General features: G+C 58.2%; 13 protein-coding genes and 1 tRNA gene. 4 read left to right on the top strand and 10 right to left on the bottom strand.

The window, feature by feature from the left end; all coding sequences use genetic code 11:
* Window position 1: 1 nt before the first annotated feature.
* The 6 genes from M9920_00430 to M9920_00405 are packed head-to-tail and all read right to left on the bottom strand — an operon-like array spanning window position 2 to window position 7,731.
* Window positions 2–1,981, bottom strand: coding sequence for an Rne/Rng family ribonuclease (locus M9920_00430; GenBank protein MCO5050758.1), 1,980 nt, complete (start codon window positions 1,979–1,981; stop codon window positions 2–4).
* Window positions 1,982–1,984: 3 nt separating this feature from the next.
* Complete coding sequence (gene rodA / locus M9920_00425; protein MCO5050757.1) at window positions 1,985–3,199, bottom strand: rod shape-determining protein RodA; 1,215 nt, start codon at window positions 3,197–3,199, stop codon at window positions 1,985–1,987.
* Window positions 3,196–5,265, bottom strand: coding sequence for a penicillin-binding transpeptidase domain-containing protein (locus tag M9920_00420; protein ID MCO5050756.1), 2,070 nt, complete (start codon window positions 5,263–5,265; stop codon window positions 3,196–3,198). Before M9920_00420 ends, rodA begins: the two co-directional genes overlap by 4 nt.
* The gene (locus tag M9920_00415; protein ID MCO5050755.1) at window positions 5,240–5,791 is read right to left on the bottom strand and encodes a hypothetical protein; all 552 of its coding nucleotides are present in this window, start codon (window positions 5,789–5,791) and stop codon (window positions 5,240–5,242) included. Before M9920_00415 ends, M9920_00420 begins: the two co-directional genes overlap by 26 nt.
* Before the next feature lie 45 nt (window positions 5,792–5,836).
* Window positions 5,837–6,646 (bottom strand): rod shape-determining protein MreC, encoded by an 810-nt coding sequence (mreC, locus tag M9920_00410; GenBank protein MCO5050754.1) that lies wholly within the window; start codon window positions 6,644–6,646, stop codon window positions 5,837–5,839.
* A gap of 59 nt (window positions 6,647–6,705) precedes the next feature.
* Window positions 6,706–7,731 (bottom strand): rod shape-determining protein, encoded by a 1,026-nt coding sequence (locus M9920_00405; protein MCO5050753.1) that lies wholly within the window; start codon window positions 7,729–7,731, stop codon window positions 6,706–6,708.
* A gap of 257 nt (window positions 7,732–7,988) precedes the next feature.
* Between M9920_00405 and cls the strand changes: the two genes are divergently transcribed.
* From cls to M9920_00390, 3 genes are all read left to right on the top strand, one after another.
* Entirely contained in the window at window positions 7,989–9,446 is a 1,458-nt protein-coding gene (gene cls / locus M9920_00400) for a cardiolipin synthase (protein MCO5050752.1), read from the top strand.
* 200 nt (window positions 9,447–9,646) lie between these two features.
* The gene (locus M9920_00395) at window positions 9,647–10,108 is read left to right on the top strand and encodes a VanZ family protein (GenBank protein MCO5050751.1); all 462 of its coding nucleotides are present in this window, start codon (window positions 9,647–9,649) and stop codon (window positions 10,106–10,108) included.
* A 91-nt stretch (window positions 10,109–10,199) separates the two neighbouring features.
* A tRNA-Thr gene (locus tag M9920_00390) sits at window positions 10,200–10,274 on the top strand.
* Between the two features lie 18 nt (window positions 10,275–10,292).
* On the opposite strand, the gene ispG is transcribed toward M9920_00390, so the two are convergent.
* The 4 genes from ispG to M9920_00370 all read right to left on the bottom strand — a co-directional run bounded on the left by ispG (window position 10,293) and on the right by M9920_00370 (window position 15,815).
* A complete protein-coding gene (ispG, locus tag M9920_00385; protein MCO5050750.1) occupies window positions 10,293–12,053 on the bottom strand; it encodes a (E)-4-hydroxy-3-methylbut-2-enyl-diphosphate synthase in 1,761 nt (586 codons plus the stop codon).
* Window positions 12,054–12,060: 7 nt separating this feature from the next.
* Window positions 12,061–13,479, bottom strand: a complete 1,419-nt coding sequence (rseP, locus tag M9920_00380) for an RIP metalloprotease RseP (protein ID MCO5050749.1) — start codon at window positions 13,477–13,479, stop codon at window positions 12,061–12,063.
* Window positions 13,480–13,598: 119 nt separating this feature from the next.
* Complete coding sequence (locus M9920_00375) at window positions 13,599–14,747, bottom strand: 1-deoxy-D-xylulose-5-phosphate reductoisomerase (GenBank protein ID MCO5050748.1); 1,149 nt, start codon at window positions 14,745–14,747, stop codon at window positions 13,599–13,601.
* A gap of 129 nt (window positions 14,748–14,876) precedes the next feature.
* Entirely contained in the window at window positions 14,877–15,815 is a 939-nt protein-coding gene (locus M9920_00370) for a phosphatidate cytidylyltransferase (protein MCO5050747.1), read from the bottom strand.
* Window positions 15,816–16,156: 341 nt separating this feature from the next.
* Here M9920_00370 and secA point away from each other — a divergent pair, with 341 nt between their 5' ends.
* Window positions 16,157–19,219, top strand: a complete 3,063-nt coding sequence (gene secA / locus M9920_00365; GenBank protein ID MCO5050746.1) for a preprotein translocase subunit SecA — start codon at window positions 16,157–16,159, stop codon at window positions 19,217–19,219.
* Window positions 19,220–19,632: the final 413 nt, after the last annotated feature.

Genomic DNA, 19,632 nt, shown 5'->3' with positions numbered 1-19,632 from the left:
ATCAGGCGACGTTGGCGAGGTCTTCGTTGGTTGTCACGTTTTGAATTTTGAACTGTTCCGCGTGCATGGCGGGATCGGCGCGGAAGCTCAGCTTCCCAAAATACCGTTTCTCCAATTCAATGAGGTGCTTCTCGTCCTCGGTGCGCAGACGCTCGAGTACGGTCGGATGCACCACGATGCGCAATTGGAAATCGGATTCATCGCGGGTGCGCTTCTTCAGAATTTCCTGCAGTTTGCGCTGGATTTCCACGCTCATGGTTTCGGTGCTCTTCACCTTGCCGCGGCCTTTGCAATACGGACAGTCATCATAGACGGCCGACCGCACGCTTTCGCTGTGGCGTTGCCGGGTCATTTCCATCAACCCGAGGGGCGAGATCGGCAGGATGTGGGTTTTGGCCTTGTCCCGCCGCAACCCCTCTTTCATCCGGCTGAAGATGTTTTGCCGGTCGCGTCCGGATTTCATGTCAATGAAATCCAGCACGATGAGTCCGCCCATGTTTCGCAGGCGCAGTTGCCGGCAAATTTCATCCGCCGCCTCCTGATTGACCTTGAGGATGGCCGCTTCCTGATCCTTGCCGCCTTTGTGGCGTCCCGTGTTCACGTCAATGGCCACCAGGGCTTCGGTTTCGTCCACGACGACGTAGCCGCCGCTCTTGAGATGCACCTGACGGGCGAACGCATTTTCCAATTGCTTGGAAATGCCGAACCGATCAAAGACCGGTTGCGCTTCCAGATAAACCTTCACCTTGCGCGCGGAACGCCGGGAAATTTTCGTGATCATTTCCTGCATGCGGTCGCCCGCTTTTTGGTTATCCACGACGATGCGTTCAACCCCTTCCGTGAGAAAATCACGCACGGTGCGCTCGATCAGGTCCGGCTCCTCGAAGACGCACGTGGCCATCGGCTGCGATTTGATCTTTTCCTGGATGTTTCGCCATTCAGTGAGCAGCAAGGCTAGATCGCGAACGAAATAGCGTTTTTGCTGACCTTCACCCGCCGTGCGCAGGATGACGCCCATGCCATCGGGGATGCTGAGTTCGCGCAGAATTTTCTTCAAACGCTGGCGTTCCTGATGGTTCTCGATCTTGCGGGAAATACCGCTTTGGTCAGAGTTGGGCAACAACACGAGATACCGTCCCGGCAACACCAGATTGGTGGTCACGCGCGGGCCTTTGGTGCTGATCGGTCCCTTGGTGACTTGCACGACGATTTCCGAGCCGGGCGGGTAAAGCCGGGGAATGTCCTTCTGCGTGATCTTCGGCTTGTCGCGTTTTTTGTGCGGCCGATCCACGATTTCCACCCCACTATCGAATTGGTTGGGCACCACGTCCCAGTAGTGGAGGAAGGCGTTCTTCTCGAAACCAATATCCACGAAGGCCGCTTTCAAACCGTCTTCCAGATTGCGCACTTTGCCTTTGAAGATGCTGCCCACCAGCCGCTCCTCGGTGGTGCGCTCGATGTTAAATTCCTCGAGCCGCCCGTCTTCCGTCACGGCGACCCGGGTTTCCAACATTTCCGCGTTGATGACAATTTCCTTGTGAACGCGTTTTTCCGGTCGGATCAGGCGTTGCACCTTCTTGACCAGGTGCGTGGCTGCGTCCGTGATTTTTTCCACCAGCGAGCGATTAGGCTCGGTCACTTTGACCGGAGTGAATGGCTTTTCCGGCACGCGCGGCGCGGGAGCTTTGGGTTCAGCGGGCGCGGGCGTCTCCCGTTTGGCTTTCGGCTCCGCTGCGCTTTTGGCGCTGCCGTCCGGGGCCAGTCCCGCCGCCAGATTTTCGGAGCGCTCAATTTCGTTTTGATGGCGGTACTCGAACAGTTTTTCCTGGTCGAATCCGCCGACCACTTCGCCGATGGCTTCGGCCCGGGCCTCACTGGCCGCCTTGTCTTTTTTGGGCGACTGGTTTTGCAGGCCGCCACTGGGTTTGAAGCGCATTCCGCCGCGCCGGCGTCTGCCGCCGAATCGTTTGTCGTTACTCATGATTTAGTATCCTCTTCGATAGATGTGAACATTTTGCAACATGCCAATGGCGATCATGGAGGCCAGCACTGAAGATCCGCCGTAAGATAACAGCGGCAGTGGAATGCCTGTCACGGGCATGAGCCGGATGTTCATTCCGATGTTGATGAATATGTGGCTGAACAGGAGTGTCACCACTCCCGCCGCCAGCACTTTGCCCAGGCGATCGCGGGCCCGGTCGGCAATGCGTAACCCGGTAAACAGGACGATGCCGTAAAGCGTGAGAACCATCACGCTGCCGATGAAACCTTTCTCTTCGGCGATGACTGAAAAAATAAAATCCGTGTGCGCGGCGCCCGGGGGCAAAAAGCCCAGCGCCGTTTGACTGCCTTCGCGCCAGCCTTTGCCCCAGAAACCGCCGGACCCCACCGCGCGCAAGGCTTGATTGGGTTGATACGATTTCTGCCGTCGCAATTCCTCCATCCGCTTCTTTTGCTCCTTTGTGGCGTTGGCCGGCGCAAAATCCTGTCCAAAGTACACCAGCAGCCGGTGGCGTTGGTATTCCTCCAATTTGATCTGCCAACTGGGCGGCGCGAATAAAATATCTACCAGGAACAGAGTGCTGACGAGACTGCCGACGCCTAACAGCCGCAAGAGAAAGCGCCGCGGCACCCCCGCTACCAGCATCATGGCGAAACCCGTTGGAATGAACACCAGCGCCGAACCGAGGTCCGGCTCTTTCATGATCAGCAGAACGGGAAGTCCCATCATCGCCAGCGCTTTCCAGAAATTTACCGGCAACCGTAATTCATCCGGAGGGCGGCTGAGGAAATTGGCCAGCGCCAGCACGAAGGCGAGCTTGGCCAGCTCGGACGGTTGCAGACTGACGAAGCCCAGATCGAACCAACGTCGCGCGCCGCCGCGCACCGTGCCGAAAAAGATCACCGCCACCAGCGTGACGATTGAAATCCAGTAAATGACTCCCGCCCAGCGCGTCAGCGTGTGGTAGTCCACCAGGCACAGCAGGGCCGCCGCCGTGCCTCCGGCGCCGTACCAGAACAACTGGCGGAACCACAATTGTTTTACCAACGGCTGGCCCCAGGCGGATTCATTGGCCATGGTGGCGCTGAACACGAAGGCCAATCCAACCAAAACCAACCCCAGCACCGCCGCCAATTGCAGGCGATCCAGCCGCGGCGCGCTGTCATTGAACGTAAGGGGTTGGTTCATCAGGCTCATGGAATCAAATGAGAAAATTCTCGCGTGGAAGCGGTGTGGTTGGCCGCTTCGCGGGCTTCAAACTCCTTGAGGGCGACATACACGTCATGCGCGATGGGTGTGCAGGTGGCGCCACCTGAGACGCCGTTTTCAACCATGACGACCACGGCAAAGCGGGGCGTTTCATACGGAGCAAAGGAGCCAAACCAGGTCGTATTTTTCCTGCCGCTGCCATCCTCGCGCATGGTTTGCAATTCGGCGGTCCCCGTTTTACCGCACACCCGATACCCGCAACCTTGCACGTAGCGACCAGTGCCTTCAGGGGATTCCGTTTCCGACAGCATCGCTTCGTGGACAATTTTCAGGCTTCTGGCGCTCACTCCGAGTTGCTCGCGAATCTGGCGGCGTGCGGGAGGTTGGGAGGTCACCGGATCAAACGAATTCTGGGCCGCGTAATGGTCCACCAAACGTGGCGTGACCACCGTGCCGCCGTTGGCCACGGCGGCGATCATCACGGCCATCTGCAACGGCGTTACATCCATTTTTCCCTGGCCAATGCAGATGTTCGCGGTGTCGCCGTTCTGCCAGTTGCTTTTACGGATTTGTTCAAAGGACGGAAAATTGCCGGCGGCTTCCTGACGCAAGGGCAGGGTATCGGGCGGAAAGCGTTCACCCAAGTGCAACCGGTGTCCCAATTCAATCACGCGCTCGAAAACACCCGGACGCAGACCCAGCGCGATAAAGTAAGAATTGCTGGATTTCATGATGGCGCGTTCGAGGTTGTAAAACCCCGGGCTCACGGTGTCCCGGAATGGATGATTGCCCACCCAAATAATGCCGCGTCCAGTCGCCGGATTGGCTTTGACTTCGTATTCTTCGAGCGGATCAAATCTGGCCGCCGGGGTTTCCAACGCGGCGAGGGCAACGATGATTTTGAACACCGAGCCGGCCTGGTATTGATCCGCCGTCACGCGGTTTCGCAAGGCGGTTGATTCGAGGATGCGCTGGTATTCGGCGCGCGAGATGCGCCCGGTAAAGCGGTTGGGATCATAGGTGGGAGCGGAAACCATTGCCAGGAGGTCGCCTGAATGTACATCCATGACCACGACCGCGCCGCGTCCGCCGGGGCCAATTTTTTTGCGGAGCGCCTCGTCGGCGGCTCGTTGTAATTCGACATCGAGGGTTAGCACCACATCCGCGCCGGAGATGGTCGGCTCCCAAATGGTGTCGTTCTGACGATAGAGCAGGCTGTTAACCAGCACGGATTTGACTCCCGCCCGCCCACGCAACACTTGATCCAGCCCGCCTTCAATGCCGATTTGGCCGCGATAATCCGGCAGCCGATAGGAAAACGTCGCGTCCTCGCCGAGCGCGGAGCTGTCGTCCGGACGCACAAACCCGACGACCTGCGCCGTCAAGTTGCTGTAGGGATAAACGCGTTGACTGCGCATTTCCACGCTGGCTTCCAATCCGGCGGGGGATTTTTCCTCAAAGCGCGCCACGGAACGGGGAGAAAGCTGGCTCGCCAGATTGAACGGCATCGCGCGGCTGTAACTGTAATGGTAATTGAAGTTACTGGCGTTTAGCGGCACGGGCAGTTGCAAAATATCGCTGACTTGCTGCGCGACGGAGCTGATCACTTGGAAACGCGCCTGCTGTTCGAGTTGCGAATCTTTCACCCGGACGAACTGGGTGGTGACATTGGGCAGACCCAGCCAGCGCTTCCAAAACGGCAGATCGTTGGTGACGATCACGCGCGGACGGATGCGGCGGTATTCATTACGGAACGCGGGGCTAAGTTCTTCCAGATACAGATTGATGCGGTAATCCGGTTGATTTTCCGCCAGGATGCGCTGGTTGCGATCCAGCACCTGACCGCGCGCGGCGGGCATGCGCACCGTGCGATAGTGTTGCACCTCGACCATTTCCCGATAGCGATTCGCGCCGACGATCTGCACCCACCAAAGCCCGACCAGCAGGAGGATGAGGCCCGCGCCGAGAAGGATTCCCAGCCAGTGAAGCTGGGCGTCATTCTTACGGAGTTGGTCGAAAATCAGCATGTCAATTGCGTCCGCGGCGAATTTCACGATCCGCACGGAAACTGGGTTCAGTCATGGGTCGGTAGCCGAGCGCGGCGTTCAAGCGACCGAAGAGCAAAAAGAAAACCGGCGCGGCGAGACCGCCCGCCAGGCTGAGCACGGACCATTGCCAGAGGGAACCCCAGCCGAGCAGGGGGGATTGTTCCAAGGTCAACAGCAGCAGCACCGTGAGCAAGGGAGCGACGGCGCTGGCGGCAAATCCCAAAACAAACTGGGCATATTTTTGATCGCGCAACAGCAGTTCGCGGCGCGGTTGCAGGAGCGCGCCGATACCGAGCAGGGGCAGCACACTGATGCCGAGTGGATTGGCGGAAAGCGTGTCGAACATCAACCCGCCCACCAAGGCGAGGGTGACCATCATAATCGGGCCGCTGGTCAAGGCGGTAAAAACCATCAAGGACGGCAGGAGATCAATCTGTGCGCCGAGCAGCGCGCGTAGATTCAAGCACGTGCCTTGCAGGAACACGACCAGCACCGCCGCCAGCAGGATCAGGATGTTGGAGAGCAGGAACACGTCAGTGAAATTTGTGGTTCAATAAACTTTGGTTGTTTTGGATTCTCATCGGAATAGCACCCAGACCTCTTCGAGCGAACCAAGGTTCGCGGATAATTTGACGCCCACCTCCTGCACCAGGTGCGATTCGGCCAGCCACGGTTCTTCAGCGACAACGCCAATCTGAATGCCGCGCGGGTAGAGACTGGACAATTCGCTGGTTACCACCCGGTCTCCGGGTTTCACCTTTACGTGGGTGGGCAGGTTGGAAAGCTCCACGAACGCGCCATCAAATACGCGCCCGCCAACAATGATCCCCTGGCTGCGCGCGTCACTTTCGACCACGGCCGGCACTTTGCAATTGGGATCCCCCATCAGCACGACCTGCGCTTTGGTGGGGTTGACGGCGAGCACGCGTCCGACCAGAAATCCTTCCGGAGAAAGCACCGGCAGGTCGTTGCTCAGTCCTTCCCGCGTGCCGAGGTCAATCTGGATCGTGCGCCACCAGTTGGCCGGATCACGATAAATGACGCGGGCCAGTTTGACTTTCCAACGGTTTTGTTTTTTCCAGTCCACCAACTGACGCAAGCGCTCGTTCTCGCTGGCCAGGGACCGGGCTTGAATCACTTCGAGGCGCAACTCCTGGTTTTGCCGGGTTAAAGCCTCGTTGGCGGCGATCAGTTCCGATTTGGTTTGCAGCCGGTCGCCAGTTTTCACAGCGAGACGGTGCGCTCCGTCGGCCATGCCAAAGAGGGGTAGAAAAATGCTGCCGAAGGCCGTTTTCAGGCGCGCCGCCGTTGAACCCGGCAGATTCAACATCAGCAGGGCCAGCAAGGCGGCGAGACCGACGATAATATAATACGACCGTTTCGACATCGTTCGTCAGCGGTCCGGACTTTGGCCGGACCGAATCCGGCGAACGTCATGGCAGGAAATTATTTGGAGGCGCTGGTGACGCGCTTCAAAAATTGGAGTTCTTGGAGCACCCGGCCCGTCCCTTCGGCCACCGCCGTCAGGGGATCGTCCGCAATATGCACCGGCAGTCCCGTTTCTTCAGCGACCAGCCGGTCTATGCCGCGCAATAACGCGCCGCCACCCGCCATCACAATGCCGCGATCCACCAGATCCGCGGCCAGTTCCGGGGGGCAACGTTCAAGCGTCAGCCGGATGGATTCCAATATGCTTGAAAGCGGTTCTTGCAAGGCTTCGCGAATTTCCTCCGAACGAATCGTTATCGTTTTGGGCAGTCCGGAACTTAAATCGCGTCCTTTCACTTCCATGGTTAATTCCTGCTCCTGCGGAAAGGCAGAGCTGATTTTAATCTTGATCTCCTCCGCAGTGCGTTCGCCAATCATTAAATTGTAGGCCCGTTTCATGTGAGCGACAATGGTGTCGTCAAATTCGTCTCCGCCCACCCGCAGGCTGCGGCTGAAGACGATCCCGGCGAGGGAGATGATGGCAATTTCACAAGTGCCACCCCCGATGTCCACGATCATGTTTCCCGCCGGTTCGTGGACCGGGAGACCGACGCCGATGGCCGAAGCCATGGGCTGCTCGATCAAGTAAACTTCACGTGCGCCCGCGTGGGTGGCGGAATCTTTTACCGCCCGTTTTTCCACTTCCGTAATCCCCGAAGGCACCGCCACCACAACGCGTGGGGCGATTAATTTCCGGTGATGCACCTTCTGGATGAAGTGACGCAGCATGGCCTCGGTGATTTCGAAATCGGCAATCACGCCGTCCTTCATCGGCCGAATGGCCACGATGTTGCCGGGCGTGCGGCCAAGCATCCGCTTGGCTTCCTCGCCGACCGCCAACACATTGGTAGTACCCGCCTGAATTGCCACGACCGAAGGTTCCCGCAGGACGATGCCGCGGTCTCGCACATAAACGAGAGAGTTGGCGGTCCCCAGATCTATCCCAATATCGTTGGAAAACAGGCTTTTAACTTGCGCTAACATGAATTAAGCCTAACGCCGCACAGTAAAGAGAGGTTCAAGGCGGCGGTCAAGCATAGACGCGCCAACCTAATCGTCCCCCGCGCTTATCGCTCCCGTCCTCGGCTGTAACGTCCTTGTAGCGTCGCTCTATGAGCGACGCCATCCGGCGATGAATTTTGCGGTAGTCACACACGGCCGCTACAAGGTCGGTTTTACCCTCCGCGAAAATCTGTGTTCATCTGCGGATAAAGAAACTATTCTGCGGCCACGCGCATTGTATGGACTGGCTCGCATCGCTCGCAAAAATCTGGCACTGGTTGGTGGCGCTATTGACCATAACCCTTGACGTATTGGCGTCGGGACACGCGCTCCTTTACAAACGCGACTCGCGCGCCGCCACGGCGTGGGTGGGGTTTATCTGGTTCACGCCACTGATCGGAGCCGTGGCCTATTTCGTTTTTGGCGTCAACCGCATCAAACGTCGCGCGTTGTCCTTGCGCGGAGATCAGGAACGCTTTGCCAATCGGAGCGGCTGTCCCGGACTTCAACCGACGGATCTGGCCGCGTTATTTCAGCCGGAACATCAACCGCTGGCCGGTCTGGCTGAAACCATGGCCAACATCCTGCCGCGCTCGTTATTGCCGGGCAATCGGGTGCAACTGCTCGTCAATGGCGATGCCGCTTATCCGGCAATGCTGGAGGCGATTGCCAACGCGAAGGAGAGCGTCACGCTGGCCACTTACATTTTTGATCGCGATGCCGCCGGCCTGGCTTTCGTCAAGGCGCTGGGGGATGCGGTCCGCCGTGGCGTGCAAGTGCGGGTCTTGATTGACGCAACCGGGATTCGATATTCATGGCCTTCGATTCTGGGCGCGTTACAACAAGAGAAAATTCCGTGTGCCCGCTTCCTGCGCACTTTTCCGCTGCGGCGGCTGTTGGAAATGAATTTGCGCAACCACCGCAAACTGCTCGTGGTGGATGGCCAACTGGGGTTCACCGGCGGCATGAACATCCGGATCGGTCACTGGCTCAGCAAGCAGCCGAAATCGCCGGTGTGCGATTTGCACTTTCAACTGCGAGGACCGGTGGTGTCGCATTTGCAGGAGGCTTTTGTCGAGGACTGGTGTTTTACAACTCAGGAGGTTTTAGCGGGTGAGAAATGGTTTCCGTGTCTGGAACGCTGCGGTCCGATCATTGCCCGCGGCATTACGGACGGGCCGGATGAGGATTTTGAGAAACTGCGCTGGACCATTCTGACCGCCTTGTCGGTCGCCAAAAAATCCGTGCGTATTGCCACGCCATATTTCTTACCGGAGCAGACGATCGTGGCGGCGCTTAATCTGGCGGCGTTACGAGGGGTGCAGGTGGATATTTTGTTGCCGAGCCGATGTAACCTGCCGTTGGTGCAATGGGCCTCCAGGGCCATGTGGTGGCAGGTGTTGGAACACGGGTGTCGGATCTGGCTCTCGCCGCCGCCGTTCGATCACTCGAAAGTCTTTCTGGTGGACGATGCCTGGTCGCTGATTGGCTCGACGAATTGGGATCCGCGCAGCTTGCGACTTAATTTCGAGTTCAACGTCGAATGTTACGATCCGCAGCTCGCCCGGGAATTGGCCACCTGGTTTGACGCGCAACTGCGGATCAGCCGGCAAACCACCTTGCAAGAGGTGGATCAACGCTCCCTCTTCGTTCGACTCCGCGATGGCGCCGCGCGTCTGCTAAGTCCGTATTTGTGAGGCGGCTTTACGGTGCGACAAGGTTTGTGGGAGCGGCGGCGCGGTTCCATCAACCGCGGAAAATTTTTGACGTTTAGGTTGATTGCGCTTGTGTTAGTTTCCGCTGTGGCGGTACAAGCCTCGCTTCTTTCGGTGAAAAGTTGCCGAAGATTTCCTCCGGTGAGGGCAAGGGGGCGGAAAGCGGAGTGGGTCTAAAAACTGTGTCGAAGTTCAAGTCGCTCAGCAAATATTGGTTGGTGCCGGTCATCTGGGCCGGCGTCATTTATTTTGGCTCCAGCGACACCGGGTCCGCGCAACGTTCCTCGCGTTTGATCGCTCCGGTGGTGCGCTGGTTGGTGCCCGAGATTTCGGATGCCGCCTTGTGGCGCATCGTGTTTGCCGCCCGCAAGGGCGCACACGTGACGGAATACGCGGTGTTCGCGATTCTGGTCTGGTGGGCGTTGCGACATTCGACCCATCCCGAGCAACGCACCGGCTGGTCGAAGCGACACGCGGGCCTGGCCTGGGCCTTGGCGACGCTATTTGCGATGTCTGATGAGTTGCATCAAAGGTTTGTTCCCGGACGCCAAGGCTCACCGTGGGATGTGATCATAGATGCTTCGGGCGCGGCGCTGGGGTTGTTTGTCGTCTGGCTGATCGGGCGGTGGCGCAAGGTCTGGTGAGGGCGCGGAATTTCCATGACGCGGCAAGGTTCATCTTGACGAAGCCGGGTGGACCGGTTTCTTTGAAAGGCGTCACGCTCCGCCGTGGCGGGCCAGCTTAGCTCAGTGGTAGAGCAACGGTTTTGTAAACCGTCGGTCGTCGGTTCAATCCCGACAGCTGGCTCCAGCTTTTTCCCAAGTCAGGTCAGGGATCAACCCACTTGCCGTGTTCACGGATCAAGTCCACCAACTGTTCCACGGCCTCGGCTTCGGGAATGTTGAATTTGATCGCCTTCTTGCCGACGTAGAGATTGATCTTGCCCGGCGCGCCGCCTACGTAACCAAAGTCCGCATCGGCCATCTCGCCCGGACCGTTCACGATGCAACCCATGATGGCGATCTTCACGCCTTTGAGGTGATCGGTGCGCGCTTTAATCCGCGCGGTGACCGCCTGAAGATTGAACAGCGTGCGCCCGCAACTGGGGCAGGCGACGTAGTCCGTCTTGAAGGAACGGCAACCGGCCGCTTGCAAAATATTGAAGGACAATTTCAGCGATTTGGTGGCGTCGGGTTCGCCGCGCACCAAAATAACATCGCCAATTCCGTCCGCCAGTAGAGCGCCAATGACGATCGAGGCGCGCAGCAGCGCGATTTTGGACGTCAAAGGTGTCGGCTCAATGGTTAGCGTGTCTTTCAGCAGAATCGGATTGGATCGCCCCAGGCGTTTCAGCTTGGCCGCCAACAGCCGGAACGCGGCGAGGGCGGGGAGCTGGGTGCCGTCTTTGACCGTGACGAGTTGGTCGTTGCTATCGAGCGCGATCTCCTGAGTCGGATCGAGTTCGAGGACATTGGTCGCTTCGTAAATCGCCTCCGGCTTCACGTCGGCGCGCGGGGAGATTTTGGGCGCGACCTGGTTGAATACGTCGCGGGTCACCATCACGCGAATGACTTGTGTGCCGCCGCATTTTACACGATCGGTCAGCGCGATTTCGGGAGTCTCGCGCCGCAGAAAGTGATACGGATCGTAGGCGGGTTGCGGATCATAAGCGACCGGTGCTGAGTTTGTGAGAACCGGAAGCTGCGCCAGTAAATCGCGGCAAACCTCGATCTCGTGCGGCGAATCTTCGGTCAGCGAAACGCGGATGGTATCGCCCAAGCCATCGGCCAGCAGGGAGCCGATGCCAATCGCACTTTTAATGCGTCCGTCTTCGCCATCGCCCGCTTCGGTGACGCCGAGGTGCAACGGATAATTCCAATCGGAACCTTCGCGTTGGAGTCGCGTTACCAGCAGCCGGTAGCACTCGATCATCACCTTCGGGTTGCTCGACTTCATCGAGAACTTGAAGTTGTGAAAGTCGTGCTTGCGGCAAATGCGCGCGAACTCCAGCGCGCTCTCGATCATGCCCAACGGTGTGTCGCCGTACCGGTTCATGATGCGATCCGACAGCGAGCCGTGGTTGGTGCCGATCCGCAGGGCGCGGTTCAGTTTTTTACATTCCAAAACGAGCGGGGTGAACTTCGCTTCGATGCGCTCCAATTCCTCCGTGTATTGCGCGTCAGTATATTCTTTGATTGCGAATTTTTTGGAATCGGCGTAGTTGCCGGGATTGACGCGAATGACCTCCACCCATTTGATGGCTTCCATTGCCGCTTCCGGTTTGAAGTGAATGTCCGCCACAATCGGCACCTGGCACCCGCGCCGACGCAGTTCGGCGACGATATTTTCCAGGTTGGCCGCGTCTTTGACGGTGGGCGCGGTGATGCGCACGATCTGGCAACCGACCGCCACCAGTTCCAATGTTTGTTGGACACATTTCTCCGTGTCCATGGTGTCGCAGGTGAGCATGGATTGCATGACCACCGGATGATTGTCGCCAACAATGACTCCGCCCTTTGCGGGGTCGCCAATAATAACTTCCCGGGTCAAACGGCGCCGGAAGGAGTAGGGAGACTCACAGTAACGCATAAAGTGATCAGTTTTTAGGCGCAAAGACGATGGGTTGCGCCCGCCCTCGTCCACCGCTGCTGCGAACCCAATCGCCGATGTCGTAAAAAGCAATCCACAGCATGAAAGTAATCAACAGCAGCGCAAAGGTGCTTTGAATGATGTTCAGAATTTTGGGGCTGGGCGCTTTGCGTCGGACCAACTCAATCAGGGACAATAAAATGTGCCCGCCGTCCAACACTGGAAGCGGCAACAGGTTGAGCAGTGCGAGATTGACGTTTAACAGCACGCTGAACCACAGCACCCAACGCCAGCCATCCTCGCTTTGCAAAAAGATCGTGTAGGCGCGAATGATCATGACGGCGCCCCCGAGTTGCTGCGGGCCGATCTCGGTGTGCTTGGAAATGATTGCGCCAACGGTGGAAAAAATTTGATTCGCGCTGACGGTGATCTGTTCCCACGGGCCGGGGTAGGTCAACCGGTGATCGCTCTTTTGCAGCCAGGCGATGCCGAACATGGGCGGCGCGTTTGTGGGCGAAAGCGGTTTTTCCGCCAGCAACGAACTTGCGAAGGTATTGCCCTCGCGCCGCACCGTAATGCTGATGGGCTTGGCATCCTGATTGGTCATGGCTTCCTTGGCGTATTCCACCGCGGAGATGCTGTAAATTTTCTCGCCGTTGACGGCGATGATTTCGTCCCCGTGTTGCAAACCCGCGCGGGCGGCGGGACTGTTCGACAGCACCGAACCAACCAGCGCTTCCGTACTGCTCTCGATGGAAATCTGGCGCAGCGCCTTGCGTTCGTACCATTTGGTCTGGCGCTTGACGGGGACGGCGTAAACGGTGTTGGTTTGCTGGTTGCGAACATAAGTCAGGGCAATGTTCGTGCCGCTGCTGGTGATGATGCGCCAGATGACGCTGTCCTCCGTTTGCGAGCCAAAACTGTCCACCGGATGTCCGTCCACCGCCACGATCAGGTCGCCCGGCAACAGGCCCGCCTTGGCGGCGGGGCCATCGGGAATAACCCAACCCACCAACGGCTCCTTATCCACGCTATTGGTGGGCTTGCCGACCTGCCAGACCGCCAGCGCAAAGGCCACGGCCAGCAAGAAACTGAACAGCGGTCCGGCAAACGCCACGATGATTTTGTCGAAGGGCGAAACGTTCGGCAGTTGGTCGGCGTTCTCGGTGGTTTTGCCCTCGATGGCTTCCATGGTGGCCATTTGCGGCAGGGAGACGTAGCCGCCGGCGGGAATCCAACCGAGCGCGTATTCCACGCCGTTGATTTTTTTGCGCCAGATGGGTTTGCCAAACCAGATGGCGAAGCGTTCGACTTTCAAGCCGCGCCAGCGGGCGGCCAGGAAGTGGCCCAATTCGTGAACGAAGATGAGGAGGTTCAACGCCAGCAGCGCTTCGAACACCACGAGAACGATTTTCAGTGTGGACATGCTAAGTTACTTTGCCCCCATGGAGCAGAGAGAGTATAGCGGCGATTGCCCCGGCTGCAATGACGGACGTAAAGTCCGGATGCGCCGGGTGGCTTTGGGCTGCGTTTCACCGCTGCGAATCAACATCGTGCGGCCTCCCGCCGCGCCCACGCATCAGCCGTCAAAATTTGTTCCAACGTCGGGTGGTTGAGGTTTTTGTGAACGTCCATCACGCGCCGAACCGTCGCGGTGATCTGCGGGAAATTGATCCGTTGGTTTAGGAACGCTTCCACCGCGACTTCATTCGCCGCGTTGAACACAGCCGGAAGGGTTCCGCCCGCCTCGCCCGCGCGTCGCGCCAAGCTCAGAGCGGGAAAGCGTTCCACGTCCGGGGCTTCGAATTCCAAACGACCGATTGCGGTGAAGTCGGTTTGCACCCGCGTGCTCACGACCCGCTCGGGATAGGTCAGCGCGTATTGAATGGGCAGGCACATGTCGGGCGCGGAGAGCTGCGCCAGCAATGCGCCATCCACGAATTCCACCATCGAGTGAACGATGCTTTGCGGATGCACCAGCACGTCCACGCGCGTCATTTCGATGTCAAACAACCAGCGCGCTTCAATCATCTCCAGCCCCTTGTTGAACAGGGTGGCGGAATCAATGGTGATCTTTTTTCCCATCACCCAGGAGGGATGGCGTAATGCGTCCGCCACCGTGATCCGGGCAAACTTTTCCGGCGGCCAAACGGCTTTGTCCCGAAACGGCCCGCCACTGGCCGTCAACCAAAGCTTCCGCACGGAAGCCGCGGGCTTGCCGTCGAGGCATTGGAAGATGGCGGAGTGTTCGCTGTCCACCGCCAACACGCGCACGCCGTGTTGCCGCGCTTCGCGCATGACGATTTCGCCGGCCATGACGAGAATTTCCTTGGAGGCAACGGCGATATCTTTGCCGGCCCGGATGGCGGCGAGCGCCGGCGCGAGTCCCGCCGTGCCCACGATGGCAATCAGAACGATGTCCGCCTGCGGATGCGTGGCCAGTTTGATCAATCCTTCGTCACCGGAATAAATCTCGCAACTGGCGCCGAGCGCTTCCCGCAGCTCCGCCATTTTGGTGGCGTCTTTGATGGCCACCGCCACGGGCTGATGGCGTCGCGCCTGTTCCACCAACCGCGCGGTGTTGTTGCCGGCCGCCAGGCCGAGCAGGCGGATGCGATCCGGCAAATCCTCCGCCACCTTGATCGTGCTGGTGCCGATTGAACCCGTGCTGCCCAGAACCACCACGTTTTTCATAAGCGTTCGCGGCGGGTTGAAGTGAGGGTTGATGACAAAAATTCTTCGGGTCTTAACATGCGATCAAGTTTCATTGGCAGTCATTCGCGCAAGCGAAACGAGGGTTAGCTCGTTACCATGAGCCGACGCTCAAGGCGACAACCCCGGTTCACCGAGTGCCAGCACATAGCGCATATAGAGATACATGAGCGGCGCATTGAACAGCAAGCTATCGAGCAAATCCAGAATTCCGCCGATGCCCGGAAAGAAATGTCCCGAGTCCTTGACTCCCGCCTCGCGCTTGAAGATGGATTCGATCAAGTCGCCAATCACGGCGGTGGCACTGAGGAAAATCCCCAGCACGATCGCGTGTGGCAACGTCATCCCCGGCATTTTGTCTTGCAGGAAATGCACATAGACCACGCTCGCGCCCGTCGCCACCGCAATCGCGCCGACGAACCCTTCCCATGTTTTCGCCGGGCTGACGCGCGGAATCAACTTGTGTTTGCCGATCAGGGAACCAATGGCGTACGCGCCGGTGTCGCTGAATTTCGTCACCAAAATAAAGTAGAGCACGAAAAATTTTCCGTTGCCGTTCAACCCCGGAAAAAAATTGATCTTCTGGAAAAAATTCAGCAACCACGGCACGTACAGCAAACCCAAGAGCGTGGTCGCGATGGCGATCAAGCCGGAAGGACTTGATTTGGCGTACAGTTGGCGCACGCAAAGTCCCAACACCACCAAAGCGAGCCAGGCGCTTTCCAAATCGTTCACCTGTGCCGGATGCCGCACTGTGCCCAACCAGCCGGCACTGGGCGCGGCGACGAGCAGCGTCAGCACCAGTCCGGCGACCATTCCGACGATTTTGAAACAAGCCAGCCCGCGTTTTTCGGCCAGGTGATAAAATTCGAGCAGTCCGACGGTGGCGAACACGCTGACGAAACAGGTAAAGACAATATCGGAAACCAATGCGTTGCCGGAAAACATCGCTGCCAATACCACGGCCCACAACAGGGTGGTGCTGGTAAGACGCCGAACGAAGACCTTCGCTTTGGAAGGAGATTGCGGGGCTTTGGCCACAGCCGACATGGAGGCGAAAACTAACAAGGCCCACGCCGATTTTCAACGGAAACCGGAAACGGGGGTGCAATGGCGCGGCGGTTACGCCGGGCTTTCACCAGCTTAAACCCTGCGGTTGAGGTGGATCGCGAACGACGTGAGCCATGCGAAAATACAGGGGTAACTAACGTCTCACCGGCCTGGAGGTTTTTCATTCGATGGGCGGTCTCGTGCCGGCCGCGCGTTCTCGTTCCGTAAATCGGGGCCACAGGATCGAGATGCGCTGGCCCGGGAGGGCGAATGATTTTTGCTAATCATTTGACCGGTTGGCTCGGTTCTTCTACCGTAACTTTTCGCCGTTTTCGGCAAATATGATAGGTGCCATTTTTAAGAAGATCGTGGGGTCAAGAAATGACCGCGAAGTCAAAAAGCTGCGGCCCATGGTCGCCAGGATCAACGAAATCGAAGCGAGTCTGCAATCGCTTTCTGACGATGAGCTTCGCGCCAAGACCGCCGCTTGGAAGGCGGAGCTTTCCGCGATTGAAGATGACGCCAAACTTGCGGCGCGGCTGACGGAAATCATGCCGGAAGCGTTTGCGGTGGTGAAGAATACCTGCCGCCGCTTGTACGGTCAGGAGGTCAGCGTCCGCGGACATCCCACCAAATGGGAAATGATTCCCTTTGACGTGCAGTTGATTGGCGGTATTGCGTTGCACACTGGCAAGATTGCGGAAATGGCGACGGGTGAAGGTAAAACGCTCGTGGCCACCGCGCCGGTGTATTTGAACGCGCTGACCGGACGGGGCGCACACGTCGTGACGGTGAACGATTATCTCGCTTCCCGTGACTCCGAATGGATGGGAGCGGTCTATAAATTTCTCGGGTTGACGGTGGGTTGCATCCTGCACGATCAGCCGCCGCACATCCGTCGCGAGCAATACAACTGCGACATCACCTACGGCACCAATGCCGAGTTCGGCTTCGATTACCTGCGCGACAACGGCATGGCCACGCGCAAGGAGGAACAGGTCCAACGCGGCCACTATTACGCGATCGTGGATGAAGTGGACTCGATCCTCATTGATGAGGCGCGCACGCCGCTCATCATCAGCGGCCCGGCGGTGCGAACGTTTGATGAGCAATACGCGCAGTGGAAGCCGCTGGTGGAATCCGTTGTGCGCGCGCAGGAACGCTTGTGCGCGAGGTTTTTATCGGAAGCCGGAGATTTACTGAAAAAGCTCAATCCCACCAACGGTGAAAATCCCCAAAATCCCGATGCGTTGCGCCGGGAAATCGGTTTGCTGTTGTTCCGCGTGAAGACGGGACAGCCCAAATCCGAAGTGTTGCTCAAATTGTTGGAAGAGCCGGACAACCTCAAGATGATGAACGAGGCCGAGCTTTCGTTGCATCTCGATCAAAAGAAGGTCGAGCTGTATGCGGAGAAGGAGCAGATGTTCTTCGCGATTGACGAGAAAAGTCACGAAGCCGATCTGACGGAGAAGGGGCGCAATTTGATGTCGCCTCAGGACCCGGATGCGTTTGTGCTGCCGGATTTGGGCGTGGCCATTCACGAAATTGATTCATCGCCCGATCTTGACCCACGGCAGCGGCTCGAAGCCAAGGCCAAGTTGCAAAGTGACTTTGAAACCAAGGCGCAGAAGATTCATTCCATCTCGCAGTTGCTGAAGGCGTATTCGCTCTACGCCAAGGACGTGGAATACGTGGTGCAGGAGAACAAGGTGCTCATCGTGGACCAGAATACCGGGCGCTTGATGCCGGGGCGCCGCTGGAGCGATGGTTTGCATCAGGCGGTGGAAGCCAAGGAAGGCGTCGAGATCGAACGCGAAACGCAGACGCTGGCGACCATTACGATTCAAAATTACTTCCGTCTGTATCACAAACTGGCCGGCATGACGGGCACGGCGGAAACCGAGGCCGGCGAGTTCCTGGACATCTATAAACTCGGCGTGATGGTCATCCCGACCAACAAACCCTGTCTGCGCAAGGACGCCAACGACTCGGTCTATAAAACGAAGCGGGAGAAATACACCGCCGTGTTGAAGGAAATCAAAACCATCCACGCCCAAGGGCGACCGATTCTGGTCGGTACGATTTCCGTCGAGGTCAGTGAGTTGCTCTCCAAGATGCTGAACCGGGAGAAGCTGGTTCACTCGGTGCTGAACGCGAAGCATCACCAGCAGGAAGCCGAAATCGTGGCGCGCGCCGGACAACGGGGCGCCATCACCATCGCCACGAACATGGCGGGTCGCGGCACGGACATCAAACTCGGTTCGGGCGTGGCGGAACTGGGCGGGTTGCACGTTTTGGCGACGGAACGTCACGAGGCGCGCCGCATTGACCGCCAGTTGCGCGGTCGTTGCTCGCGTCAGGGCGATCCGGGTTCATCGCACTTTTTTGTTTCCTTGGAAGACGATCTGATGCGTTTGTTCGGCGCGGGCAACATCGTCAAGTACATGGAAAAACTCGGCCTTGAAGAAGGCCAGGAGCTGGAGCATCCGTTGCTCAATCGCTCCATCGGCCAGGCCCAAAAACGGGTGGAGCAACACAATTTCCAAATCCGCAAACGCACGTTGGAATATGACGACGTAATGAACAAGCAGCGCGAGGTGATTTATGGTTTTCGCAATGAAATCATCCACGCCGCCGATGTGCGCGACCGGTTGATGGACGTGATGGAGGAAGTCACGATTACCAAGGTGGAGCAATTCACCAAGGGCGATTATGACGAGGAACAGTGGAACTTGCGCGGCCTGGCGGATTGGGTGAACGCGAACTTCCCGCTGGGCATGCCCGAGGGCGAACTGCTCAAAGCGGCGCAATCCGGCACCGAAGAGCCGGTTTCGGGTTCGCTTTACGACGGGTTGAGCGCGGCGCAGTTTGCCGTGTGCAATTTCATCAGCGACAGCATTCGCAAGGCCTACGAGTTGAAGGTCAGTTTTGAGGAGCCGGACAAGTTGGTGGCGGTGGAACGCTACACCATCCTGAGCGCCATTGACCGGCTTTGGCAGGAGCACCTCTACGACATGGACAGCCTGCGCTACAGCATCGGCCTGCGCGCGCATGGCCAGCTCGATCCGCTGATTGAATACAAGACGGAAGGCTACAAGATTTTTGACGAGTTGATGGTGAACATCAAAACCGAGATTTGCCACAACATCTTCCGCAGCGCCTCATCCCTGGCCGCCTTCGAAAACTTTCTGCGCAACGTGCCGCAGCGGACGCTGCATCAAACCACCAGCACTTTTGGCGGCGCGGGTGAAGCCGCCGCCCAGGAAAAAGCCAGTGACGTGGTCAGTGAAGCGGCCGCGGCCGTGGAAAAGAACAAACCCGTGCGTTCCGGTCCGAAGGTGGGACGCAACGATCCTTGTCCGTGCGGCAGCGGCAAAAAATACAAGCAGTGCTGCGGACGCTGAGCCGCTGAAACCCGCCAATTCAATCTGCGCCGTGAGGGGTGGTCCCAATTCCGCTCCTCGCATCCGACTGGCTTGTGCAACTAAAGAACGTGGCTGCGGCGTCCCGCCGCAGTTCCAAACCAGCCGAACCGAGCCGTCTCGGCTCGGTCACTCTGGACGACTCTTCGGAGAGCAACTGCCCAAGCTACTTGATGAACTCAACGAGGTGCTCGCAGCATGAGTGCGAACGCCACTACCACAGCCCCAACGGGGCGGGAGAGCATAGCCCAGGGTAAGGAGCGCAGCGACGCCACCCTGGGGCACCGATCCCAAAACGCCTCAAGCCCTGAAGGGGCGAAAGAAGGGCGTCACCGCTCCAACCATTGGCGGTCAACGTTGCCGCGATCCCAACCATTTTGGCTGCCGGGTCGCCC

Source organism: Verrucomicrobiia bacterium, assembly GCA_023953615.1.
GTDB lineage: Bacteria > Verrucomicrobiota > Verrucomicrobiia > Limisphaerales > JADLHS01 > JADLHS01.
The sequence above is the reverse complement of the archived record's forward strand: the minus strand, read 5'-3'. Positions and strand labels throughout refer to the sequence as shown.